Raw genomic sequence first — 23,580 nt, 5'->3', positions numbered from 1 at the left:
GGCTCAGAGGAACACCGCGATGGGGTACTCCAGCACGCTCTCGCGGGCCTCGGGGTCCCAGCTCGTCACCTTGCCCAGGCAGTGGGCCGGGAACTGGCCGCCGGGCAGCTTCCGGTCGGGTCTGCGCAGCCCGTCGCCGCGCATGACGACCCGCAGATGCGCGGCGGACTCCCCGTCCCCGTAGGGGGCCCGCATCACCAGGGTCTCCCCCTGCGCGGCCACGGCCTCGAACCGGCCGGTGACCATGACGAACTCGCCGATCTCGGTGAGCACCACCACCTGGGCGACACCGGCGGGCGCGCCGGAGCCGGCCAGCTTCCGGCTCAGCACATGGTTCGGTGTGACGGTCCCTGAGTTCCGTCCCAGCTCCACCTCGACCAGGGCGTCCTTGCGCCGCAGGACGGACAGCAGCAGACCGATCACCGATATCGGCTCGCTGCTCTCCACGTACTTGGCGACCACCTCGGTGCTGCTGCCGCTGGTCACCTTGAACAGCAGGGACAGCAGGGGAATCGCCGCCAGGCAACCGGCGTTGCGCATCCGCCGCTCCTCGACCTCCCTGCGCATCGCCGACTTGTAGTTGCCCATCTTGTACAGGCCCATGACCGCGTCGTTGTCGAGGTACAGGGGCTGGTAGCTGGGGTCCTCGGCCGGCCTGCCGAGCCGGCCCAGGCCACGGCGCAGCGCCAGCGCGGCCAGCACGAGGAGACCGGCGAAGGCGGCCAGCCACCACACCATCGCGCCCCACCAGACGCTCCACCAGGTGCCGTCAAGAACAGCCACGGATCTCCTTGAACGCGGTGGACAGGGACGAGTCGGGGGCGGCGGCGTCGACCATGCGGCCGCCGGTCAGCGCGGCGACCGCGCGGAGTTCGGCCGCGTCGGCCTCGCCGAAGTGGACGGGGTACGTGGGCACGGCGCGGACCTCGGCGGGGCGGGCCCGGTAGCGGCTGACGAAGGCGGCGCGGTCGATGCCCGCGTTGTTCTCGCCGTCGGTCATCAGCACGAGGGACACCGTGCGGCCCGGGTCCGCGCGCAGGGTCTGCTCGGCGGTGCCGTAGCCGTGGTCCAGGGCGGACCAGACGGCCGTCGCGTCGTCGTAGCCGCCGTCGGCGACGAAGTCCGTGAGGGCGGTGAGGTCGGCCGGGCGGCGCACGGTGACCGTGCGTTCGGCCAGCGGGCGGCCGCCGAAGCGGACGACGGTGAGCCGTTCACCCTGGTAGAAGCGGACGAACTTGGCCGTGGCGGAGGAGTCCGCGCCGCTGAGCGAGGCGAACGCGGCGCGCAGCGCGGTCGTACGGGCGCCGCGCATCGAGGTGGAGAAGTCGAGCAGGAAGATCACCTGGTCGGCGACGCGCCGCCGGGGGTCGCCGTAGTCGGCGAGAAGCCGGTCGAGGACGGCCGGGTCGTCCGGGAAGTACAGCGCGTTGTCCAGCGGGGCGGCGAGCCGGGGGTCACGGGGGACGGCGGTGCTGACCGGGCGGCGCAGGGTCCGGCGCATGATGTCCCGCTGGTGACCGGTCCCGGTGAGCCAGGCCACCACGCGGTCGTAGGCGGCGCGGCGGGCCGGGTCGAGCAGCAGCAGCGGGTAGTCGGACAGGACCATGCCGTCGGCGGGGTGGACGATCTGAAGGGGCTGCTTCAGCCGGCCGGAGGCGTTCAGGGTGAGCAGTTCGGACTCATAGGTGATCAGCGCGTTGGTACGGCCCGGCCGGGCGGCGAAGGCGTCCAGCAGGGCGTGGGAGCTCTCGGCGGTCAGGGTCTGGCCGGAGCGGAAGCCGCGCAGCCGGTCGCAGCTGACGTCCGTGGGGCGCAGCGCGCTGCCGGTGCCGGCGGCGGCGGTGGCGACACCGACCAGCGCGGCCAGGCCGCTGTTGCTGTGCCGGGGGTCGGCCATGCCGAAGCGCACGGTGCCGGTGGCGGCCGCGTCGGCGATGTCCGCCCAGGAGAGACGGCCGCCGGGGGCCTTGTCGCGCAGTTGCCGGGCCACGTCCCCGGTGAGGCCGACGACGACCGGGGAGCGCATGATCGAGGTGCTCTGCGCGACGGCGGCCGGGTGGGTCCCGCGGGCGGCCTTCTTGGCCTTCAGCCGGAAGTAGCGGTCGGAGGAGAGCCAGGCCAGGTCGTAGGAGTGGCGGCCGGTGAGCAGGGTGTCGCCGGCGTCGTTGGTCGGCTCGTAGTCGATGTCCAGGCGGACCCCGGTGTCCTTCGTGAGCTGGTCCAACAGCGGCTTCATGTCGGTGAGTTCGTCGCTGGCCAGGACGTGCAGGGAGGTATCCGGGCCGCCACCACCGGAGCAGGAGACCAGTGCGGCGAGCAGGGCCAGGCAGAGGGCCAGGGGGAGAGCGCGGGCCGTCATGGTGCGTCCCCGTCGGTCGCGGGGCGTCATGGCGCGCCCCCGTCGGTCGCCGGCTGGGAAACCGGGGCGCAGTCGGCGACGCTCTCGATCATCTGCTCCAGCAGGTCGAGCCGGGGCAGTACCGCCTTGGTGTCGTCGGCCGACAGGACCGGTACCTGGATGTGCCGCTCCCGCAGGAACTGGGTCAGCGCGTCGCTGGTGGCCTCGTCGCCCTGGGCGTCCCGGACCCGGAAGCCCAGCTCCATCGCCCGCTTCTGCAGGGCCGGATCCGTCGTGATCAGGGCGCCGAGCCGGTCGCCGGCGGGGGTCAGGGCGATGAGCTGGGGCTCGGTGACGAAACGCGCCGACGGGTAGAGCAGCACCCGTTCGCTGTCGATGTGCCCGGTGTCGGCCCGGGCGGCGATCTGGTGGGCCAGGAACTGGTGCTCGTAGATCACCGCGATGGGGGCGATGCTCTTGCCCTCGGCCGAGACGTACGTCTCGTTCTTCTCCGAGGACGGCATGCCCTGGTCGTTGAGGAGGAGCCTTATCCGCTCGGCGAAGCGGGTCGCCTCGGCCGGGCTCTGCGGGATGTTGTCGTGGTTCCACACGTAGGAGACGAGGCCCAGATACGTTCCGGCGGAGTTGGCATCGCAGATGTCGGAGGTCTGGGCGAGCACCTTGTTGCCGTTGTGGATGCCGTGCCGGGAGATCTTCAGTCCGTCCCAGCGGACGCCGTCGGCGGTCGCCTGCAGGAACTTCTCCATGTTCAGCGTGAAGTAGAGGGGCTGCTGCCCGGCCGGTGCGCCCGGTAACGGGGTGGCGATCCCGGCGTCCTGGAGCGTCTCGGCGTACTCGCGGTAGGTGCCGAGCACGATCGGGCTGACGAAGGGGCGGTAGGTGGTCGTCGGGTGGCCCTCGGCCGCGCGTTTCCTGGTGATCAGGTCGGCGGCGGGCTGCCCGGACGGGAAGACGACGTCGTAGCCGTCGTAGCGCTGGGTGGCGATGCCCCTCGACCCTATGCGGGTGATGTGCACCCGGAAGCCGTGGCGCATCAGCAGCCGCTGGACCTCCGGGTCCTCGAAGTAGTCGGCCTTGGAGGCCATCTTGGCCTCGATCGTGACGATCCGCTCGAAGGGCAGACCGGCGTGCCCCTGGGCGAGGACGACGATCGCGCACAGGGCGGTGACGGCCGCGACGAGGCGCGGGATCAGTCGGCGTGCCCGGGATCGCGGCGGGGGCACGACGGCGGGGGCGCCGACCTTCAGGCGCGGCTCGCCGCTCTGACGGGGTCTGTCGGTCTCGGCTCTGTCTGGGGCCACCCGTGTCTCCTGCGTCAGCGGGGACAGGATCGTCCGATCCCCGGACGCCGCCGGACGAAACGACCAACCAACGTTGACTGAACGGAATGTGAAGCTGTGCCAGAGAAAAACGGAACCCGATGGTCCGTCCCCCGGCACGGCGAAACTGCCGCACACTGGTGAGTGTTGGCTTTCGGTTGAACACTTGAGTGGAGTCGGGGGTAGGGCATGCGCGCGGTGGAGTTCCTGGAGTACGGCGGTCCCGAGGTGCTGCGGCTGGTGACGGCCGAGGCGCCGGAGCCGGGCCCCGGCCAGGTGAGCATCGACGTGGCCTACGCCGGTGTGAACTTCGCCGATCTGAAGGCACGCGAGGACGGCTACCGGGTGCCCGCGCTGCCGTACGTCCCCGGCGTGGAGGTCTCCGGCCGCGTCCGTGCGCTCGGCGCCGGTGTCACGGACCTGGCCGTCGGCCAGGAGGTGGTGGCGCTCACCCAGGGCGGCGCGTACGCGGAGGTGGTGGCGGCCGAGGCGACGAGCGTCTTCCCGGTCCCCGCCGGACTGGATCTGCGCACCGCCGCGACCCTGCCGGCGGTCCTGCCCACGGCGTACGCCCTCGTCCACACCGTCGGCCGGCTCCAGTCCGGTGAGTCGGTGCTCGTACAGGGCGCGGCGGGCGGCATCGGCACGGCGGTCGGGCAGCTGGCACGGGCGGCGGACGCCGGGGCGGTGTACGGCGTGGTGTCCTCGGCCGCGAAGGCCGCCCACGCCAAGCGTCACGGCTATGACGAGGTGTTCGTCGGCGCCTTCCGGGAGCCGGTGCGCGAGGCGACCGGTGGGCGGGGCGTCGACCTGGTGCTGGACCCGGTCGGCGGCGACACACTGCGCGCCGGACTGGCCTCGCTGGCGGTCTTCGGGCGCCTGGTCTCCTTCGGCAACGCGAGCGGTGCCGAGCCGTGGAGCGTGGGCCAGGCGGAGCTCGCCCCGCTCGGTGTCTCGGTCGCCGGCTTCTCCATCCTGACCCTGGCCGCCGGTGCGCCGGACACGCTGCGCCGGCTGTCGCAGCAGGCGTTCGCGAAGGCGGCCGAGGGGGCGGTGACACTGCCGGTGACGGCCGAGTTCGCCCTCGCGGACGCGGCGGAGGCACACCGGCTGATGGGCGGACGGTCGAGCACCGGCAAGCTGCTGCTGCGCGTCGCCGGCTGAGTCTTCATCAAGTCCCCCCATTCGGCTGGCGCTTCGCCGTACACAACGACTTGCCATCCCGCCACCAGGGGTGTTGTTAATGGTCGTCACTGAGTTGCGAGGTATCGCCTGACCTCTGGGGGACAGAAGCAGATGCAGAACGGCCAGCCACCCGAACACCCGGCCCAGGATCCACTCCCCGCACCCCCTCCGACGCCGACCGCCGCACCCACCACGCCGCCCGCCGCGCCCGTCACGGCACCGCCCATGCCGGACATTCCCGCGCCGCCGCCGCATCCGGCGCCGATGCGGCTCGATCTCCGGGTCAGCAAGCGGATCCTGTGGATCGGCGCGGCGGTGTACCCGCTGCACAACATTGCCCGGGTCTACTCCTTCGTCCTGCGTCCCAAGCGCAAGGAGGCGCTGCTGCGGTTCCTGCGGTACACCGCCGGGACACTGGCCATCGGGTTCATCGCGATGCTGCCCAGCGTGCCCTCCCTCACCCTGGGCGGTGGAGGGGAGCAGCACTCCGGCGTCGCCGGCTACGTCACCTTCATCTGGAGCGCGGCCGTCGTCGCCGAGATCTTCTTCCTCGTCGACATGCTGTCCGTCCTGACCGCCTCCCCGCACCACGTGCTCGCGATCGAGACCTCGGGTGCGTCCACCGCGCTGGTCACCAGCCAGGACCCGCGCCAACTGGACCAGATCGTCGGCCAGATCTCCTACGCCATCGATCACCCGGACACCGAGTTCAAGGTGACGGTGCAGAGCCTCACCGTCTCGCCGAAGAACTACTACTTCGGCGACAACGTCAACATGTACGGCGGCAGCGGAAACGTGGGGATCGGCGCATGAGCGGCAACAACTACTACTACGGCGACAACGTGAACATGTACGGCGGCCAGGGCAACCAGGGCATCGTCAGGAACCAGGGCGGTGCCGGAGCCGGGCAGCAGGACCCGGCCCTGGTCGCCGCGCTCGCCGAACTGACCCGGCTCATCGCCGAGTTGCGGACTCAGGTGCCGGCGCCCGACGCCCAGCTCCTGGACGAGTCCCTGCCCGCCCTCAGCACCGACGCCGCCGTACCCGCGCTGGAGCGGCACCGGGCGCTGCGGGCGATCGCCGGGATCGCCGCCGCCGTCGGAGTGGTCGGCCAGCCGGTGGCCGAGGCCGTACGGGCGATCACCGGGATCATCAGCGGATAGTCACGTCCGGGCCCAGCTCTGCGAGGACGCCCCCGACTGGCAGCTCGCCTCGGCCACACCGCCTCCGAAGGCGAGGTCGAGGCAGCCGCCGTCGTAGACCGTGCGCAGGGAGTCACCCGAGCCCGTGGCCCAGCGGAGGTTGCTGCCGCTCTGCGAGCAGTCGCCGACGAAGACGGCCTGGCCGTTGCCGTTGGAGCTCAGACAGGAGCCGGTCGAGACGTTGACGACCTTGACGCTGCCCCCGGCGGCGCTGCGGAAGGTCCAGCGGGCCGTGGAGTCCGAGCAGCTGCCGAGACCGGTGGAGCCGTAGACCTGGGTCAGGCACTTGCCGTTCTCACCGTTCTTCAGCCGGAACGTGCCGGAACCGGGGCCGCTGCCCCCACCGGACGAGCCACCACTGCCGCCACCGGAGCCGCTCGCCCCACCGGAGGTTCCGGAGCCGCCCGAGCCGTCGGATCCAGAGCCCGGGCCACCGCCCGCGCTGTTCCCTCCGGTCCCGGCGGTCCCGGTGCTCCCGGTGCCGGATCCGTCCGTGCCCTGGGGGTCCGTCTTCGAGTCGCCGTTCTTCCCGTTCTTCCCGTTCGTCCCGCCCTTCCCGTCCTGCCCGTCCTTCTTCTTCCCGTTCGCCGGGGAGGCCGAGCCGTTCTTGCCGGGCGTCGGCTCTCCGGAGGGGCTCGCGGAGGATCCGCCGGGTGTGGCACCGGTCGACGCGGAGACGGAGGGGCCCGGTGTGCCGGCGGCTCCGTCGTGGTGGGTGCCGGTGGTGTACGGAGCCAGCTGGAAGGCGAGGGTCGCCACACCGGCACCGACCACGATCGGCACGACGGCCACCAGCAGCCGCCTGCGCCGCCGCTCCCGCTCGGGCCGCCCCGCGCCGGGCCGCACGACGACCTGGGGCTCGGACTCCGGCCCGGCGGCACCCTGGGGCTCCGGCCCGGCTGTTCCGCCCGACGCCGGAAGCGTCCTGTCCTCCACCTCAGGCACCTGTGCCGCGAACTCCGCGCGGGCGGCGAGGCGTTCGGTGATGACGGTGGGCCACAGCGGGGCGCCGGACGACGGTGCGTGGCCGGCGGTCAGCTCCAGCAGCTCGGCCGCGGTGGGCCGGCCCTCCGGGTCCTTGTCCAGGCAGGAGGCGACGACAGCGGCCAACTCGGCGTCCACGGACCGCAGTTCGTCGAGGCCGGGCTGCTCGTGCACGATCCGGTACAGCACCCCGTGCCCCGACTCGTCACCGAACGGCGGCTGCCCGCACCCGGCGTACGCCACCACGGACCCGAGCGCGAAGACGTCTACCGCGCCGGTCAACCGGCGGGCGCCGGAGGCCTGTTCGGGCGACATGTAGGCCGGGGTGCCGACCACCATGCCGGTCCGGGTCAGCTGGCTCTGCTCGGCGGCCCGGGCGACCCCGAAGTCGATGAGGGTGATCCCGTCCAGGGTCAGCATGACGTTGGACGGCTTGACGTCCCGGTGCACCATGTCCAGCCCGTGCACCGCCGCCAGCCCCTGCGCCGCCTGCCGCAGCAGCAGCCACAGCGACTCGGCCGGCAGCGGCCCGCCGTGCGCCTCGACGGCCTCGCGCAGGGTCAGCCCGGGGACGTACGCCGTGGCGAACCACGGCGGGCGGGCGTCCCGGTCCCCGGCGAGCAGCGGTGCGGTGGCCCCGGCGGGCAGCCGGGAGAGGTTGTCCAGCTCGTGTCCGAAGCGGCGGACGAAGTCCTTGTCCTCGCCGACGACCGACGGCAGGACCTGTTTGACGGCGGCGTACCGCCCCTCGTGCACACCGAGGTAGACCCGCCCCATGCCGCCGGCGCCGAGCCGTCCGACGAGCGGGATCGGCCCGATCCGCCGGGGATCGTCCCCTTCCAGCGGCTCGACCCCGTTGTGTTCCCCGTTCAACTCTTTCCCCCTGCTTCTGCTTCAGCGCGCGTAGGACCCGAGGCCCACCAGGCAGTACACATACTCGTTGATGGTCGACCCGTTGATCGTGTAGCGCGAGGAAAAGGCGTACTGGGTCTGGGAGTTGTCATTGCAGCGACTCATGTCCGAGGTCAGCGGAATCGTCTCGATCACCTTGTAGTGCGCGTCGGACGCGGAGCAGGAGACCTCGTCCACACCGCTGACGGACTGCGCGGTGGTGGAGTCCGGCAGGGTGCCGTTGAGGCAGGTGCCCGAGGTGTAGGGGCTCGGAGTCGGGCTCGGGGTGCCGTAGGGGTCGCCGGTGCCGTACGGACCGCTGCTGTACGGGTCACTCGTGTCCGGAGTGCTGCTGTACGGGTCGCTGGTGCTCGGGGAGTTCGTGTACGGATCGCCCGTGTACGGGTCGCCGGTCGCCGTGGCGGTCGGGTACGACGGTGACGCGGCCGTGTCGTCGGACGAGCCGCCGCTGCCACCACCCCGGTTGGCGAACACCAGGAGTAACACGACGACGGCGATGACACCGAGCACGCCCAGACAGGCGAGGCCCTGCTTCTTCTCGGGGTTTCCCGGGTTCTCGGGTGACGACATCAGCCGCTCCTGGATGTGAGGATGAGGCAACCAGTGTGGGCCAACAGCCCACAGAACTAAAATATCTTTCTAGAAAAGTACTTCAGAATGAGCCCCAAGCAGAAGCGTGGCGAGGCCACCGCCGAACAGCTCCTGGACGCCGCCCTGCGGGTGTACGCAGAGTCGGGCGAGCAGGGGCTGACGGTCGCGGCGCTCACCAAGGCGAGCGGGGTCAGCCTCGGCAGCCTGTATCACCACTTCGGCAGCGTCGACGGACTGATGAACGCCTTGCTCACGCGGTGGCTCGGCCGGCTGCTGGGCGAGCTGGTCGGGGCGCTGGAGCACACCCGTACCGCACACACCGGGATCCGTGCCCTGGTCAGGGCGTATCTGGACTTCGTGCAGGAGCACCGGGACGCGGCGCTGCTGCTGCACTCCTCGTACGCCGACCGGCAGGGAATGGCCGACGGGAAGCGGCTCCGGGACGCGCAGGAGGCCCGGCTGTCGCCGCTCGCCCAGTGGGCGGGGCGGTATGTGGACTCCGGCGACCTCGCTCCGCTTCCGGCGCCGCTGCTGGAGTCCCTGATCCTCGGGCCGGTCATCGGGGTCGCCCGCCGGTGGCTGTCCGGGATCGACGACGTGGATCTCGACCAGGCGGCGGTGCTGCTGCCGGAACGGATCTGGCGGGCGGTGGCGGCATGAGCGGGCGCGGCCGCGGCCGTCCCCTGGGCCGCGTCCGTCCCCTGGGCCGCGTCCGTCCCCTGGTCAGCGGGCACGCCCATGGTCCAGGCTGACCCGTGCCCGCTGCCCTCTCGCTCCCCCGCAGGAGTCCCCCATGACCAAGCCCCGCTTCGCCGTTCTCGGCGCCGGGAGTATCGGCTGTCATCTCGGCGGCCATCTCGTCGCCGCCGGGTACGAGGTGACCTTCATCGGCCGGCCCGCCGGCATGCAGGTGCTGCGCGAGCGGGGGCTCACCCTCAGTACGTCGGTCCGGCCGCCCGTCCGTCTCACGCCGAACCGGCTGACCCTGGCCACCGGTGCCGAGGGCGCGGCCGGCGCCGACTATGTGCTGGTGACCGTGAAGACCTCGGGCACGGAGGCCGCCGCCAAGGACCTCGCCGCGCACCTCGCCCCCGGCACTGTCGTGGTCAGCTTCCAGAACGGGCTGCACAACCCCGCCACGCTGCGCGCCGCGCTCCCCGGGCACACCGTGCTGGCCGGGATGGTGCCGTACAACGTGGTGCAGTCCGAGCCGGGCACCGTGCACCAGGGGATGCCGGGCAGGCTGATGACCGAGCCGGACGACGCGTTGTCCGCCGCGTTCCGTGCGGCGCGCCTGGCCATCGAGACCCGTACGGACATGTCCGAGGTGCAGCACGCCAAGCTGCTGTTGAACCTCAACAACGCGGTCAACGCCCTCTCGGGGCTGCCGCTGCGCGACCAGCTCGGCCGGCGGGCCTACCGGCGCTGTCTCGCCCTGTGCCAGCGTGAGGCTCTCGCCGTCTACCGGGCCGCTGGGGTCGTGCCCGCCCGCCTCGGCCCCACCGCGCCCGGTGTCACGCCGTATGTGCTGGGGCTGCCCGACGCCGTCTTCCGCCGGGTGGCGGCGGGGACCCTGCGGATCGACGCCCACGCCCGCTCCTCGATGTGGGAGGACCTGCAGCGGGGCCGGCCCACCGAGATCGACTCCCTCCAGGGCGAGATCGTCACCCTCGCCGAGGCGCACGCGCTTCAGGCCCCCGCGAACGCCCGCCTCGTCACGCTGGTGCACGAGGCGGAGCGCGTGCCGCGCGCTTGGCCGGGGCCTGAGCTGTACGCCGAGCTGCGAGCCACGCGAAACGGATGAGCGCCCTGGGGGTTCCGACCATCGCCGGGTGGGGGTCCGTGGTGGGCTGGTCGCGCAGTTCCCCGCGCCCCTTGGGGAACTGCGGGGGCCGCCGCCTCCGCCCGGTCCGGCCCCGTTGCCCCACGCACCCCGGCACAGCACAGTGAAGGCATGGATGAACGACAGGCCCGGGCCTGGCTCGTCGCCGCCGTGGATGAGGCCCGTGCCGGGCTGGCCGAGGGCGGGATCCCGATCGGCGCCGCGCTGTATGCCCCCGACGGCACCCTCCTCGGCCGCGGCCGCAATCGCCGCGTCCAGGACGACGACCCCTCCACCCATGCGGAGACAGCCGCGTTCCGCGCGGCGGGACGGCAGCGCACGTACCGCGGCACGACCATGGTCACCACGCTCTCCCCGTGCTGGTACTGCAGCGGCCTGGTCCGCCAGTTCGGCATCTCCCGGGTGGTGATCGGCGAGGCCACCACCTTCCACGGCGGGCACGACTGGCTGGCCGGGCTCGGTGTGGAGATCGTGGTGCTGGAGGACCCCGCGTGCGTCGCGATGATGCGGGCCTTCGTCGAGGAGAACCCGGAGCTGTGGAATGAGGACATCGGTGAGTAGTGCGCGTGTTCCCCGGATCGATCTGCGGCCCTGGCTCGACGGCGATGAAGAGAGCCGGGCCGCGCTCGGCCGTACCGTCGACGAGGCGTTGCGGAACGCCGGGTTTCTGCTGGTCACCGGGCATGGGGTGGAGTCCGGGCTGCGGGCCGGGGTCCGGGAGGCGGCTCGGGAGTTCTTCCGGCTTCCGGACGACGTCAAGCGGCGCTACGCCGCGAAGGTCGGCGGCCGCGGCTGGCTCGGGCCCGGCGCCGAGGCCAACGGGTACGCGGAGGGCACCGAGACACCGCCCGACCTGAAGGAGTCGCTGACCTTCGCCACAGACGAGCCCTTCGACGACCCCGTCGTCAACGCGGAGTGGTACGCGCCCAACGTGTGGCCCGCCGAGGTACCCGGACTCAAGGCGCTCGGCAAGGAGTACCTGGCGAGGATGGCCGCCCTGGAGAAGGAGCTGCTGTCGCTGCTGGGCTGCGCGCTGGGGCTCGAACGCGACTTCTTCTCCCGGCACATGGACCATCCGACGTACGGCTTCAACATCAACTGGTACCCGGGCACCGAGGTGGTCGGCGAACCGCTGCCGGGCCAGTTCCGGATCGGGCCGCACACCGACTTCGGCACCGTCACCATCCTCGACCGGCAGGCCGGCAAGGGCGGGCTGCAGATCTACACCGAGGCGGGCGGGTGGGAGGACGCGCCCCACGACCCGGCCGCGTTCACGGTCAACGTCGGTGATCTGCTGGCCCGCTGGACCGGCGACCGGTGGCGGTCCGGGCGGCACCGGGTGCTGCCTCCCCCGGCCGACGCGCCCGCCGAGGAGCTGATGTCACTCGTGTACTTCGGCGAGTGCACTCCCGGCACCCTCGTGGAGTCCGTGCCGGCGCCGGTGGGCCGGGTGGCGTATCCGCCGGTCGACTCGCATGTGTATCTGCGCGAGAAGCTCGACTCCATCTCCGTCGGCTGAGGCCAATCCCTGACCTGGCACAGCGAGTTAATCGGTCACACGTTCGAAGTGCCAGCCATTCCAGTGAAATGAACCAGCCGCGCATATCCCGGCCGCGTCCCACGGCATTGCCTTGAGGGGGGCCCGCAACCAGGGTCCCTTTTCTGTGATGGGAGACGCGTGCGAATCACTGACATCCAGCGCTGCGAGGTCCGGCCGGGACGGCTCGTCGAGTGGACACTGAGCCCGGCGACCGTGGCAGCGGCCTCGGCACTCCCGGAGGACTCCCGGCCCCCCGCCTACATCCAGGAGTCCCACATCAGGACCGCCAAGTGCGTCCGGGAGGACGGGCTGTTCGTGCCGACCTGGCTCGGCACCGCCTTCGACCTGCCGGGCCCGGTCGACCTCGACGTGCTCCAGGAGGCGCTCACGACCTGGACGGTACGGCACGAGACGCTGCGCAGCGGCTTCCGCTGGGAGGGCGACCAGCTGCGCCGGTTCACCCTCGACGCCGCCGATGTGTCCCTGCAGCGCGAGGAGGCGGGCGACTTCGACGACGCGGACGAGCTGGTCCGGCATCTCCAGGACCGTTTCGACACCGTCGCGGACGCGCTGCGCTGGCCGAACCTGATCTACACCGTGGTCGTACGCGACGACGACGTCAGCGTGTACATGGCCTTCGACCACAGCAACGTCGACGCCTACTCCCTGACCCGGATCGCCGCCGAGGTGCACGAGCTGTACACGGCGGGCCTCGCCGGCACCGCGCCCGACTCCCTCGCCCCGGCGGCCAGTTACGTCGACTTCTGCGAGATCGAGCGGGCCGACGCGGACGCCATCGACGGCCGGCACGCGACCGTGGAACGCTGGCGCGAGTTCATCCGGCGCTGCGACGGCAGGCTGCCCGGCTTCCCCATCGACCTCGGTGTGGAGCCGGACGGCCCGCTGCCGGGGCAGCGGATGCTGTGCGAGCCGCTGGCGGACGCGGCGGAGGCGGCGGCGTTCGAGGCGTACTGCAGGCCCTACGGCGGCAGCCTGGTCGGGCTGCTGGCGGCAACCGGACTGATCGTGCACGAGCTGGGCGGGCACTCGGTGTTCCGGACCGTGGTGCCGTTCCACACCCGGGTGAAGTCGCGGTGGAGCGACTCGGTGGGCTGGTACGTGGGCGGCGCCCCCATCGAGGTCCCGGTCGGCCGGGCGGCGGGCTTCCCGGACGCGCTGCGCTCCGTGCGCGCCGAGCTGCAGGCCAACCGGTCGCTGGCCAGGATGCCGCTGGCCCGGGTACTCCGGCTGCTCGGCGCGGACTTCCGGCCGACCTCGCCTGACCTGTACTCGATCGTCTCCTACGTCGACGCCCGGGGCGTCCCCGGCGCCGAGCGCTGGGCCGAGCAGCGGGCGCACGCGCTGCTGCGGGTGTCGTACGGCGATCAGGTGTGCGTGTGGGTGAACCGGCTGCACGAGGGGCTGTGGCTCGCGAGCCGGTACCCGGACACGGATGTGGCCGCGAAGAATCTGCGGCTGTACGTCGAGCGGCTGCGCGACCGCATCGCCTCGGTGGCCCACGGCAGCCTGTCGGCGGTGTCCTGACCTAGGGCCGCCCCACGCGCTCGACAAGGCGTTCGAATCTGATCCGCCAGGCGGACTCCGAGTCGGTCTCGCCCCGGAACTCACGGGTGAAGCGCAGCACGCTGGCCGTGTCCCCGTCCCGCTCCAGATGGAACCGGATCCGGCCGCCGCCCTCGATGCCGTACTCCGCGACCCGGTCCACGTCCCAGGCCGTGACCCGGCCGGTACCCAGCTCACCCAGGACGACCGCGCCGTCGAGCCGGGGTTCGAGAACGTCGACGGCGGTGCACCATCCCGTGAGTCCCTCACGGGTGGCCACCGCCGGCCAGACGTCTTCCATGGGCCTCGGGAGCCGCACCAGGAAGTGGAGTATGTGCGTGTTCCCGTGGGTCTGGCTGGTGCCCTGTGCGATGGAACCGCTCATGACACCAGTGTGGGCGCCTCCAGGCTCACACGCCCGCGTAGGAGTGCTTGCCGGTGACGAAGATGTTGACGCCGTAGTAGTTGAACAGCCAGCAGCCGAAGGCGATCATCGCCAGGTAGGCGGCCTTGCGGCCCTTCCAGCCGGCCGTCGCGCGGGCGTGCAGATAGCAGGCGTAGGCGACCCAGGTGATGAAGGACCAGGTCTCCTTCGGGTCCCAGTTCCAGTACCGGCCCCAGGCGTCGCCCGCCCAGATCGCGCCCGCGATGATCGTGAACGTCCACAGCGGGAACACCGCCGCGTTCACCCGGTACGCGAACTTGTCCAGGGACGCCGAGGCGGGCAGGCGCTCCAGCACCGAGGTGGCGAAGGCGCCGGGCTTGCCGCCGGTCTGCAGCTTGTTCTCGTACGAGTCCTTGAACAGGTAAAGGATCGTGGCGACCGCGCCGACGTAGAACACCGCGCCGCAGAAGATCGCGGTGGAGACGTGGATGTACAGCCAGTACGAGTGCAGGGCGGGGACCAGCTGGTCGCTCGCCGTGTACAGGACGGTGACCGCCAGGCCCAGATCCAGCAGGACCGTGGTGATCAGGAACAGGCCGAGCCAGCGCACGTTCTTCTTCAGCGCCAGCAGCGCCAGGTACACCGCGACCGCGACGGTGGAGAAGGTGATGTTGAACTCGTACATGTTGCCCCACGGCGCCCGCTGCACGGAGGCCGCGCGGGCGATGACACCGCTCAGCTCCACCAGGAACGCGAGCACCGTGAGGGACACGGCGATCCGGCCGTACAGGTCGCCCTGCACGTCCCCGCCGTGCGCGCCGGGTCCGTCCGGCACATCGCGGGCGCCGGACGCCGAGCGGACGACGACCTTGGGCCGCTCCAGTACTGCGGTGCCGCCGGCCTGCTTGACGGTGACGGCGGGCCCGCCCGTCTTCTGCGCGCCCTCGGCGGTGAGCGCGGCGGCCGTACGGGCGACCTTGCTGCGGCTGCCGAAGAGCCATTCGGCGATGTACGCGAAGAAGGCCAGGGTGTAGACGGCCATGGACGAGTAGATCAGCGTGTTGCTGATGCTCGCCAGATGTTCGTTGGTGGCAGCGGCTAGTGTCACCTCAGCACTCCTTCGGGTGAATGTCCCGGCGACTTGCGGCCCGGCGGCGAGGTCTGCTGGAAGCTTGGGGTCGTGTTACCGGGCTGGTTTCAACCCGGCTGGCGTTGATCGTGGAAGACCTGGCGGGCCGTTGGTCCGTCGGGCGGCGTGAGCCAGGACGTTCCCTGGAACCGCGAGGGCGCGGATTCAATTCTCAGCCCCTTCGGCAACTGCGGTGTCGGAGTCGGGCACAGCGTCCGGCTCCGCCTCCGGGCCATCGGGTGCCCCCGGCGCCTGGTCGTAGAGGGTTCCGGCGAGGTCACCCAGTTCCTCGGGCACCTTGGCGGACTCGCTGCGGCCGAGCCCGGCCATCTCGACGACCGTCACGCCGTCGGCGCCGGGCACCGCGCGCACCCACACCCGGCGCCGCTGGATGAACAGGGAGCCGGCCAGACCGAAGATCGCGGTGATGGCACCGCCGAGTGCCCAGCCGCTGCCGGGCTCCTGGACGATCTCGAAGCCGGCCCACTGCTTGATGTCCTTCTCGAAGGTGAGGGACCCGGCGCCGTTCGGCAGCGTGAGCGTGTCGCCCGGCTGCAGCAGCTTCTTCAGCAGCTGGCCCTTGCCGTCCTTGAACGCCTTCATGTGCGTCTTGTCCAGCTGGTACACGCTCTGCGGGATGCCCGAGTCCACGCCGAGGTCGCCGTGGTAGGCGTTCACCGCGAGCAGCGGGTTCACCAGCGCCGGGAACTGCGAGAGCATCGTGCCCGCCTTCGGGTTGAAGGTCGGCACGAAGAACGCCTGGAAGCCGAGCTGTTCCGACTGGCCCTGCCCGTTCTTGTAGCCGTCCATCACCTTCACCACGCCGTTGGAGGTGACGTTTCCGTCGAGCGGCAGCAGCGGTACGGCCTGGTGGTAGACGACCTCGCCCTTGCCGTCGCGCACCGTGATGACGGGCGCGTAGCCGTGGCTGACGAGGTAGACCTTGGAGTCGCCGATGTGCAGCGGCTGGTTGACCTTGATGGTGGTCGGCTTCTCCTTGCCGTACGCACCTTCGCTGTAGCCGATGTTCGCTTCGTAGGTGCGCGGTGTGCCCTTGTTCGGACCGGTGACCTCGTAGGTGCCCTTGAACTTCTTGAGGTTGAAGCTGAACGGCACGAGGTCGTCGTTCTGGAACAGGCTGCCGGACTTGAAGTCGTCGTACTGCGGGAGCGAGTTGGAGAAGCCGTCGCCCTCGACGACCAGCTTGGTGCCGTCCGACTTGTACAGCTGGCCGGAAGCGAAGGCGACCAGCAGCACGATCAGGGCGATGTGGAAGGCCAGGTTGCCCAGCTCGCGCAGATAGCCCTTCTCGGCGGCGACGGCGTCACCGGCGACATGGGCGCGGAAGCGGCGCTTCTTCAGCAGGGCGAGCGCGGCCTCGCGGACCTGCTCGGGCTCGGCCGTGGTGCGCCAGGTGGTGTAGGCGGGCAGCCGGTTCAGCCGCTTGGGCGCGCCCGGCGGCCGGCCGCGCAGCTGGCCGACGAACTGCCAGGTGCGCGGGACGATACAGCCGATGAGGGAGACGAACAGCAGGATGTAGATCGCGGAGAACCACACCGAGCTGTAGACGTGGAACAGTCCGAGCTTGTCGTAGACCGGCGCGAGCGTCTTGTGGGCCTTGCGGAAGTCGTCGACCTTGTTCAGGTCGGCGCCGGACTGCGGGATGAGCGAGCCGGGGATCGCGCCGAGCGAGAGCAGCAGGAGCAGCAGCAGCGCGACCCGCATGGAGGTCAGCTGCCGCCAGAACCAGCGGGCCCAGCCGATGACACCGAGGCCGGGCGCGGCGGAGAGCTCCTCCGCCGGCGCGGTGGACAGCTGGGAGCCGGCCGCGCCGAGGTCCTCCTGGTCCTGGCTGCCGTGGTCCCGGCTGTTGTCGGTTTCGGTTGTGCTCATCGATCAGATCCCCACAGTGAAGCCGTTGGACCAGGTCTGCATCTGCTGCACCAGACTGTCCCAGGCGCCGGTCAGCAGCAGCACACCGGTCACGATCATCATCGTGCCGCCGATGCGCATCACCCAGACATAGTGGCGCTTGACCCAGCCGAACGCGCCGAGCGCCTTGCGGAAGGCGATGGCGGTGAGGACGAAGGGGACACCGAGGCCGAGGCAGTAGGCGACGGTCAGTATCGCGCCCCGGCCAGCGCTGGCCTGCTGGGAGGACAGGGCGATCACGGAGGCGAGGGTGGGACCGATGCAGGGTGTCCAGCCGATGCCGAACAGGGCACCGAGGACGGGCGCGCCGATCAGCCCGGCGGTCGGCCGCCGGTGAAAGCGGAACTCACGCTGGGTCAGCCAGGGCATCAGGCCCATGAAGAACACGCCCAGCAGGATCATGAGCACGCCGAGCACCTTGGACAGCGTGTCCTTGTACTCCTGCAAGGTGGAGCCGAAGAAGCCGAAGAGCGCCCCGCCGGAGACGAACACGGCGGTGAAGCCGACGACGAACAGCGCCGCGCCGGTGGCCATCCGCCCGCGCCGGGCGTCGGCCAGGTCGGTGCCGGCGACTCCGGTGACGTAGGAGAGATAGCCGGGGACCAGCGGCAGGACACAGGGCGAGAAGAAGGAGACGAGCCCGCCGAGCAGGGCGACCGGCAGGGCGATCAGCAGGGCGCCGTTGAGCACGGTCGCGTTCTGGCCCGTCGCCGCGAGCGTCACGAGCGCGCTCACGTCACTTCTCCGCCAGGACGGGCTTGAGCATCTTCAGCAGGGCGGTGTCGTCGAGCGCTTCCAGGGCGCGCGCGGCGACCTTCCCGTGCTTGTCGATGACGAGCGTGGAGGGGATCAACTGCGGGTTGAGCGTGCCCTTCTTGAAGCGGAGCATCAGCTTGCCCGTGGGGTCGTACAGGCTCGGGTAGGTGATCCCGTGCTCCTTCTCGAAGTTCACCGCGGGGGTGGTGCTGGTGTCGCGGGTGTTGATCCCGACGAACTCCACGCCCTTGCCCTCGTAAGTCTTCGAGACCTTGGCGAAGTACTGCGCCTCTTCCCGGCACGGGCTGCACCACGAGCCCCAGACGTTGACGACGACGACCTGGCCCTTGTAGGCGGCGACGTCCAGGGTCTTGCCGTCGATGGTCTGGCCGGACAGGTCCGGGGCCGCGTCGCGCTTGCCCTGGGGCACGGTGTCGATGCCGCTGTTGCCGGTGACGAAGTTGGTGTTGCCACCGCCGCCGGAGGTGCCGCCCTTGCCGCACGCGGACAGGGTCAGAGCCGCCACGGCGGCCACGGCACTGAGCAGGACGGCGCGGCTACGGGTACTCATGTGAAAAGTTTCGCATGTCAGTTCCGGGGATCTCGCGCGCCCCCCTGCCGGGCGGAAAACCGCATTTCAGGGCGTATTTACACGGGACATTTCCGGCAGGGGGCGAGGGTGAACCCACGCGGACCTATGCGGACCTGTGCGAACTCACAGACCGGCTCAGGCGATGAAGGTCTTCCAGCCACCGGCAGGCGCCTGCCCGGGGGCCAGGGTGCGCAGCTTGGCGAGCACCTCGGGCTTCTGCACGTCGATCCAGTCGCAGAACTGCCGGAAGGAGACCAGCCGGACGTCGGCGCCCTTCTCCTTCGCCTGCGCGATGTGCTTGAAGGCCTGCTCGACGGCATCCATGTAGATGCCGCCGTTCCAGTGCTCGAAGTGGTTGCCGATGAAGAACGGCGCCCGGTTTGAGAAGTATGCCCGCTTGAAGCCGGCGATGTACGCCCCGGCCGCCTGCTCACGCCACGCCGGGTAGTTGTAGGCCGGCGCCTTGGTCGAGTTCTGCGACTGGTTGAACATCATGTTGTAGTCCATGGACAGGACCTGGAACTTCTTGCCGGGGAAGGGGATCGCCTGCAGCGGGAAGTCCCACAGCCCGTGCTTCTTCGAGGGCCACATCTGCAGGCCGCCGGGCGAGGAGGCGTCGTAGCGCCAGCCCAGCTCACGGGCGGTCGGCAGCAGGTTCTGCTGGTTGAGCAGACAGGGCGTACGGCCGCCGACGAGTTCCTTCTCGTAGTCGAACGGCAGGGCCGGCATGTCCGTGAAGCCGGTGTTGGTCTTCCAGTTCTGCACGAAGGACTTGGCCTGCTTGATCTCGCTGTGCCACTGCTGGGGCGTCCACCACTTCACCGAGGTGTGGGCGTCGCCGCAGAAGTGCCCGTTGAAGTGGGTGCCTATCTCGTGGCCCTCAAGCCAGGCCCGACGGACGTTGGTCAGCGTCGCCTTGACGTGATCGTTGTTCAGGTAGCCGATGTCGGAGGCGCCGATCTTGTTGTTCGGCGGCTGGTACATCCGCTTCTTGTCCTCGGGCAGCAGATAGAGACCCGAGAGGAAGAAGGTCATGGATGCGCCGTGCTCCTTGGCCAGGTCCAGGAAGCGCGGGAAGAGGCCGTTGCCGACCTCGCCGGCGCCGTCCCAGGAGAAGACCACGAACTGCGGCGGGGTCTGGCCGGGCTCCAGCGGCTCGGGCTTGTCGGGCTGGTGCGGCTGCTTGCCGGTGAAGGAGGTGGAGCCGTCACCGATGAGCTTGCCCTGGGGCGCACTCGGGTCGCCCCCCTGCCCGCTGTTGCCGCCGCCGGAACCGGCCGCGTGCCCGTTGCCGTCCGATGACGTGGAGCTACCGCAGCCGGCGAGAGTGGCGGCGGCCGCGGCACCCGCGCCGAGGCCGAGTATTCCCCGGCGGGAGAAGGTCCGGGAGACGGTGCGCATGAAAATCCCCGATTCGTCGCGCCTGCTGTCACTCACTGAGAGGGCGCGACGGTCGGGGAGGTTCACTTTAATTCGTATGTTTTTCGCAATATCTACGGCAAAAGCATCCTAAGGGATGTCAAAAGCACTGCCAGAAACAGCAGTTGAGCGCCTTGGGCATCACGCACCGAAGGCCTTGCTCTTCCCCGGCGCCGGCTTGGCGCCGGCCCGCAGATGGGCCGGGACGAGATCGATGGCGGGCTCGCTGTAGCCCACGGACACGATCTTGTCGCCGAGATAGGTGAAAGTCGTCAGCGAGGCGAGGGTGCACTGCCTCTTGCGCGGATCGTGCCACAACCGCCGCCGCTCCGCATAGGACCGCACGATCCAGATCGGCAGCTGATGACTGACCAGCACCGCCTCGTGCCCGCGGGCCTGGTCCTTGGCCGCGTTCAGCGCGCCCATCATCCGCACCACCTGGTCGACGTACGGCTCGCCCCAGGACGGCTTGAACGGGTTGACGAGATGCTTCCAGTTGTCGGGCTTGCGCAGTGCGCCGTCCCCCACCCCGAAGGTCTTGCCCTGGAAGACGTTGTCGGCCTCGATGAGCCGTTCGTCGGTGTCCAGGTCGAGACCGTGTGCCTTGGCGATCGGGGTGGCCGTCTCCTGCGCCCGCTCCAGCGGCGAGGCGCAGACGTACGTCACGTCCCGCGCGGCAAGGTGCTCGGCGACCCGGTCGGCCATCTGCCGGCCCAGCTCGGAGAGGTGGTACCCGGGCAGCCGCCCGTACAGAATCCCGTCCGGGTTGGCGACCTCGCCGTGCCGCATGAGATGGACGACGGTGACGTCCTTGTCCCGGTCGCCGACGCCGCTGCTGATGCTGTTGCTCACGCGGTGGCCTCCGCAGCCGCCCGGGCCGCCGCCGGAAGGGCGTCGGCGATCTTCTGGATGGCCCGCTCGTCGTGGGCCGTGGACACGAACCAGGACTCGAAGGACGACGGCGGCAGATAGACGCCGTTCGCGAGGAGGGAGTGGAAGAACGCGGTGAAGCGGTGCGACTCCTGCCGCTTGGCGTCCTCGTAGGTCCGCACCTGCCGGTCGGTGAAGAAGACGGAGAACATGTTGGAGGCCGTCTGCACCCGGTGCGCGACGCCCTCCTTGCTCAGCGCCTCGGTGACAAGGGCCTGGATCTGCGCGGACACGGCGTTGACGGTGTCGTACTCCGCGTCGCCGAGCAGCCGCAGCTGGGCGAGCCCGGCGGCGGTGGCGACGGGGTTCCCGGACAGCGTGCCGGCCTGGTACACCGGCCCGGCGGGAGCGAGATGGGCCATGACATCGGCCCGCCCGCCGAACGCGGCGGCGGGGAACCCACCGCCCATCACCTTCCCGAAGGTCATCAGGTCGGGCTTGACCCCGTCGATCCCGTACCAGCCGCTCCTGCTGGTACGGAAGCCGGTCATGACCTCGTCGGAGATGTAGAGGGCGCCGTTCTTGCGGCAGGCGTCCTTCAGCCCCTGGTTGAAGCCGGGGTCCGGCGGGACGACGCCCATGTTCCCCGGCGAGGCCTCGGTGATCACGCACGCGATCTCGCCCGGGTACCGGTGGAAGGCCTCCTGCACGGCCTCCAGGTCGTTGTACGGCAGCACGATCGTGTCGCCGGCCTGGGCGCCGGTGACGCCGGGGGTGTCGGGGAGGGCGAACGTGGCCACACCGGACCCGGCGGCAGCCAGGAGGCTGTCGACATGCCCGTGATAGCAGCCGGCGAACTTGATGACCTTGGCCCGCTGGGTGAACCCACGGGCGAGCCGGATGGCGCTCATGGTCGCCTCGGTCCCGCTGCTGACGAGCCGTACCTGCTCCACGGGCTCCACCCGGGCGACGATCTCCTCGGCGAGCGCGACCTCGCCCTCACCGGGCGTGCCGAAGGACGTACCGCGCGCGACGGCCTCCTGGACGGCGGCGATGACCTCGGGGTGCGCGTGCCCGAGGATCATCGGCCCCCAGGAGCAGACGAGGTCGACGTACTCGCGGCCGTCGGCGTCGGTGAGGTAGGCCCCCCTCCCGGACACCATGAAGCGAGGCGTGCCGCCGACGGCGCGGAAGGCGCGCACCGGGGAGTTCACGCCGCCCGGCGTGACGGCGGAGGCGCGGTCGAAGAGCGCCTGGGAGACGGGCGCGTCGTAGGGATAGGGCGTTTCGCTCAGGGCACTCATGACGTGCGACTTCTCCGGCTTCTCGGACTCCGGTGACTTGGGTGACCTTCTCAGGGTAGGCCGCGGTACGGGGGGTGCGTGGGCCGCCTCGGGATCGAGGCGGCCCACGGACGGCCGAGGGACGTGGCGACGGAGGTGTCGACGCAGGTGCCGACGGACGTGACGGCCGAAGTTTTGCCATCCACCGCCGCCATCCGCCATCTGCGAGACTGAGACCTGATACACACAGCTCATACGCACGTAGTGATCAGGGACCGGAAAAGATCCCGTGGCCTGTTGTTCCACCGCACGTTTCGGCGGGCGGCCGTGGGGGAGGTCACTGACACGATGATCGGGTTGCGCGGCGGGGGCCACGCGTCCTAGAAAAGCAGTCGGGTGGAGATATGCATCGCGGTGGCGGACTGGGCGAGGGGACTGATGACCTGGGTCCTCGACGTGCCCGGCGGGGAAGGCACCGGCGCGACGCGGAGGAAGCGGCCGAAGCACGTCAGGCTGACGCACGTCATACACAGGGTGTACCGGGTGAGCCCGAGCGGAGCCGGGCTGACCGCCTCCGGGCGGGGAGCAGGAATGGTGGTCGGGTGGGGGTGACGTACAAGTACTTCGGTGCGCCGGACGGCGCGACCGCGGCCCGCGTCCCCATTTCGATGCGCCCCGAGGAACTCGGCGGCGACGAGCTGGGCATGAACGGCATGTTCACCAAGATCAAGCCGGAGACGATGGCGGCGATGGTCCTGACCGGCATCGAGGGCGTCCCCCTGCACAAGGTCCCGCCCCTGGAACTGGTCGTCCTGCACCCGGACTACGCAGTCGTCAAACTCCCCATGACCGTCGTCAACCCCCTGCGCGGCATCGGCGAGGAAGCGGTCGGCGCGGCGGCCTTCATCTGGTCGACGGTCCCGGACCGCGGGGGCCCGCGGGACGCGTTCAACGTGTACCAGTTGCTGCACGAGTGGCAGGACTTCTCGCATCGGCTGCATGAGGCGGGGCATCAGCCGTACTGCCTTGTGTGGCCCTGAGTCGGGGACTCCGCACGGGAACTCGCGCCCGGCGGCGTGAAGGTGTCGCAGCAGCCGCTCAAGGAGAGCATGCGCTGCCGCTGATCGAGGCGGCCGAAGCGTGGGAGCCGCTTTCGGCAGCCGGCCCGGGACCCGTCCGCTCCCTCTCGCTCGGCGTGCGACGCACCGCTCCTCACCCTGACCGGCGTGGCACGGGGGTCGGGCCGGGCGGAAGATGAGGTGTGGGATGCCTCCCGGGAGGTGAGCTGTGGTGATGTACGGACCCTACGGGCACGGCGGCTGGGTCTGGATGGCCTTCCTGCCGCTGCTGTGGATCGCGGTCATCGGACTGGTGGTCTGGGCCGTGGTCCGTCTGACGCGGCGCCCGGCCGGCCGGGGCGACGGCACGGAACGCGGATGGCCGCCCGGAGAGACCCCGAGGGAGACACCCGAGGAGATCCTCGACCGCCGCTTCGCCTCGGGCGAGATCGACGCGGACGCCTATCACGAGGCGCGCAAACATCTGGCCACCTACCGGCCACGACCGAAGTGAGCCCCGGCGGCCGGGTTCGAGGCCGGCCTGCGGACCGGTCGGCAGGCACTCGGCGGAACGGTCGGCCGGCGCGGTCACCGGAGTGACCGAGGAGGTGGGAACGACGTGTGAACAGCTCGCCCTGGCGTACCCCGGTTCCGCTTG

General features: G+C 70.6%; 23 protein-coding genes. 10 read left to right on the top strand and 13 right to left on the bottom strand.

Annotation, left to right across the window (positions count from 1 at the left end; genetic code table 11):
• Positions 1–3: 3 nt before the first annotated feature.
• The 3 genes from AV521_RS32900 to AV521_RS32890 are packed head-to-tail and all read right to left on the bottom strand — an operon-like array spanning position 4 to position 3,660.
• Entirely contained in the window at positions 4–783 is a 780-nt protein-coding gene (locus tag AV521_RS32900) for a hypothetical protein (RefSeq protein WP_143658696.1), read from the bottom strand.
• A complete protein-coding gene (locus AV521_RS32895; RefSeq protein WP_076093634.1) occupies positions 770–2,359 on the bottom strand; it encodes a VWA domain-containing protein in 1,590 nt (529 codons plus the stop codon). The genes AV521_RS32900 and AV521_RS32895 overlap by 14 nt, the downstream gene beginning before the upstream one ends.
• Before the next feature lie 26 nt (positions 2,360–2,385).
• Positions 2,386–3,660 carry a hypothetical protein gene (locus tag AV521_RS32890; protein ID WP_256725769.1) on the bottom strand — a complete coding sequence of 425 codons (1,275 nt, stop codon included), beginning with the start codon at positions 3,658–3,660 and terminating at the stop codon, positions 2,386–2,388.
• Between the two features lie 207 nt (positions 3,661–3,867).
• Here AV521_RS32890 and AV521_RS32885 point away from each other — a divergent pair, with 207 nt between their 5' ends.
• From AV521_RS32885 to AV521_RS32875, 3 genes are all read left to right on the top strand, one after another.
• The gene (locus tag AV521_RS32885) at positions 3,868–4,842 is read left to right on the top strand and encodes a zinc-binding dehydrogenase (RefSeq protein ID WP_076093632.1); all 975 of its coding nucleotides are present in this window, start codon (positions 3,868–3,870) and stop codon (positions 4,840–4,842) included.
• Between the two features lie 246 nt (positions 4,843–5,088).
• Positions 5,089–5,676, top strand: coding sequence for a DUF6232 family protein (locus AV521_RS32880; protein WP_076093793.1), 588 nt, complete (start codon positions 5,089–5,091; stop codon positions 5,674–5,676).
• A complete protein-coding gene (locus tag AV521_RS32875) occupies positions 5,673–6,026 on the top strand; it encodes a hypothetical protein (RefSeq protein ID WP_076093630.1) in 354 nt (117 codons plus the stop codon). The genes AV521_RS32880 and AV521_RS32875 overlap by 4 nt, the downstream gene beginning before the upstream one ends.
• Here AV521_RS32875 and AV521_RS32870 read toward each other — a convergent pair whose 3' ends face one another.
• Both AV521_RS32870 and AV521_RS32865 read right to left on the bottom strand, forming a co-directional pair.
• Entirely contained in the window at positions 6,027–7,922 is a 1,896-nt protein-coding gene (locus AV521_RS32870; RefSeq protein WP_076093628.1) for a serine/threonine-protein kinase, read from the bottom strand.
• 21 nt (positions 7,923–7,943) lie between these two features.
• Entirely contained in the window at positions 7,944–8,531 is a 588-nt protein-coding gene (locus AV521_RS32865; protein ID WP_076093626.1) for a hypothetical protein, read from the bottom strand.
• An 87-nt stretch (positions 8,532–8,618) separates the two neighbouring features.
• On the opposite strand from AV521_RS32865, the gene AV521_RS32860 reads away from it, so the two are divergent.
• The 5 genes from AV521_RS32860 (at position 8,619) to AV521_RS32840 (ending at position 13,480) form a co-directional block, all read left to right on the top strand.
• Complete coding sequence (locus AV521_RS32860; protein WP_076093624.1) at positions 8,619–9,212, top strand: TetR/AcrR family transcriptional regulator; 594 nt, start codon at positions 8,619–8,621, stop codon at positions 9,210–9,212.
• A 133-nt stretch (positions 9,213–9,345) separates the two neighbouring features.
• Entirely contained in the window at positions 9,346–10,356 is a 1,011-nt protein-coding gene (locus AV521_RS32855; RefSeq protein WP_076093623.1) for a 2-dehydropantoate 2-reductase, read from the top strand.
• Positions 10,357–10,506: 150 nt separating this feature from the next.
• Positions 10,507–10,956: a nucleoside deaminase gene (locus AV521_RS32850; protein ID WP_076093621.1), complete on the top strand. Its 450-nt coding sequence runs from the start codon at positions 10,507–10,509 to the stop codon at positions 10,954–10,956.
• A complete protein-coding gene (locus AV521_RS32845) occupies positions 10,937–11,914 on the top strand; it encodes an isopenicillin N synthase family oxygenase (RefSeq protein ID WP_076093619.1) in 978 nt (325 codons plus the stop codon). The genes AV521_RS32850 and AV521_RS32845 overlap by 20 nt, the downstream gene beginning before the upstream one ends.
• Positions 11,915–12,073: 159 nt before the next feature.
• Entirely contained in the window at positions 12,074–13,480 is a 1,407-nt protein-coding gene (locus AV521_RS32840) for a condensation domain-containing protein (protein WP_076093617.1), read from the top strand.
• A gap of 1 nt (position 13,481) precedes the next feature.
• On the opposite strand, the gene AV521_RS32835 is transcribed toward AV521_RS32840, so the two are convergent.
• The 8 genes from AV521_RS32835 to hemL all read right to left on the bottom strand — a co-directional run bounded on the left by AV521_RS32835 (position 13,482) and on the right by hemL (position 21,876).
• Entirely contained in the window at positions 13,482–13,883 is a 402-nt protein-coding gene (locus tag AV521_RS32835) for a hypothetical protein (RefSeq protein ID WP_076093615.1), read from the bottom strand.
• A 25-nt stretch (positions 13,884–13,908) separates the two neighbouring features.
• Positions 13,909–14,991 carry a c-type cytochrome biogenesis protein CcsB gene (ccsB, locus tag AV521_RS32830; protein WP_076093613.1) on the bottom strand — a complete coding sequence of 361 codons (1,083 nt, stop codon included), beginning with the start codon at positions 14,989–14,991 and terminating at the stop codon, positions 13,909–13,911.
• Between the two features lie 186 nt (positions 14,992–15,177).
• A complete protein-coding gene (locus AV521_RS32825) occupies positions 15,178–16,905 on the bottom strand; it encodes a cytochrome c biogenesis protein ResB (RefSeq protein WP_076093611.1) in 1,728 nt (575 codons plus the stop codon).
• A 3-nt stretch (positions 16,906–16,908) separates the two neighbouring features.
• A complete protein-coding gene (locus AV521_RS32820; protein ID WP_076093609.1) occupies positions 16,909–17,679 on the bottom strand; it encodes a cytochrome c biogenesis CcdA family protein in 771 nt (256 codons plus the stop codon).
• Position 17,680: 1 nt separating this feature from the next.
• Positions 17,681–18,271, bottom strand: a complete 591-nt coding sequence (locus AV521_RS32815; RefSeq protein ID WP_076093608.1) for a TlpA disulfide reductase family protein — start codon at positions 18,269–18,271, stop codon at positions 17,681–17,683.
• A 156-nt stretch (positions 18,272–18,427) separates the two neighbouring features.
• The gene (locus tag AV521_RS32810; RefSeq protein ID WP_076093606.1) at positions 18,428–19,693 is read right to left on the bottom strand and encodes a hypothetical protein; all 1,266 of its coding nucleotides are present in this window, start codon (positions 19,691–19,693) and stop codon (positions 18,428–18,430) included.
• A gap of 159 nt (positions 19,694–19,852) precedes the next feature.
• Positions 19,853–20,500: a histidine phosphatase family protein gene (locus tag AV521_RS32805; RefSeq protein ID WP_076093792.1), complete on the bottom strand. Its 648-nt coding sequence runs from the start codon at positions 20,498–20,500 to the stop codon at positions 19,853–19,855.
• A gap of 59 nt (positions 20,501–20,559) precedes the next feature.
• Positions 20,560–21,876 carry a glutamate-1-semialdehyde 2,1-aminomutase gene (gene hemL / locus AV521_RS32800; RefSeq protein WP_076093790.1) on the bottom strand — a complete coding sequence of 439 codons (1,317 nt, stop codon included), beginning with the start codon at positions 21,874–21,876 and terminating at the stop codon, positions 20,560–20,562.
• Positions 21,877–22,268: 392 nt separating this feature from the next.
• Here hemL and AV521_RS32790 point away from each other — a divergent pair, with 392 nt between their 5' ends.
• On the top strand, positions 22,269–22,904 hold the full coding sequence (locus AV521_RS32790) for a hypothetical protein (protein WP_179023557.1): 636 nt from the start codon (positions 22,269–22,271) through the stop codon (positions 22,902–22,904).
• Between the two features lie 253 nt (positions 22,905–23,157).
• Complete coding sequence (locus AV521_RS32785; RefSeq protein ID WP_076093787.1) at positions 23,158–23,436, top strand: SHOCT domain-containing protein; 279 nt, start codon at positions 23,158–23,160, stop codon at positions 23,434–23,436.
• Positions 23,437–23,580: the final 144 nt, after the last annotated feature.

Origin of the sequence: Streptomyces sp. IMTB 2501 (assembly GCF_001953885.1) — a bacterium.
Taxonomy (GTDB): domain Bacteria; phylum Actinomycetota; class Actinomycetes; order Streptomycetales; family Streptomycetaceae; genus Streptomyces.
This window is presented reverse-complemented; position numbering and strand designations above follow the sequence as displayed.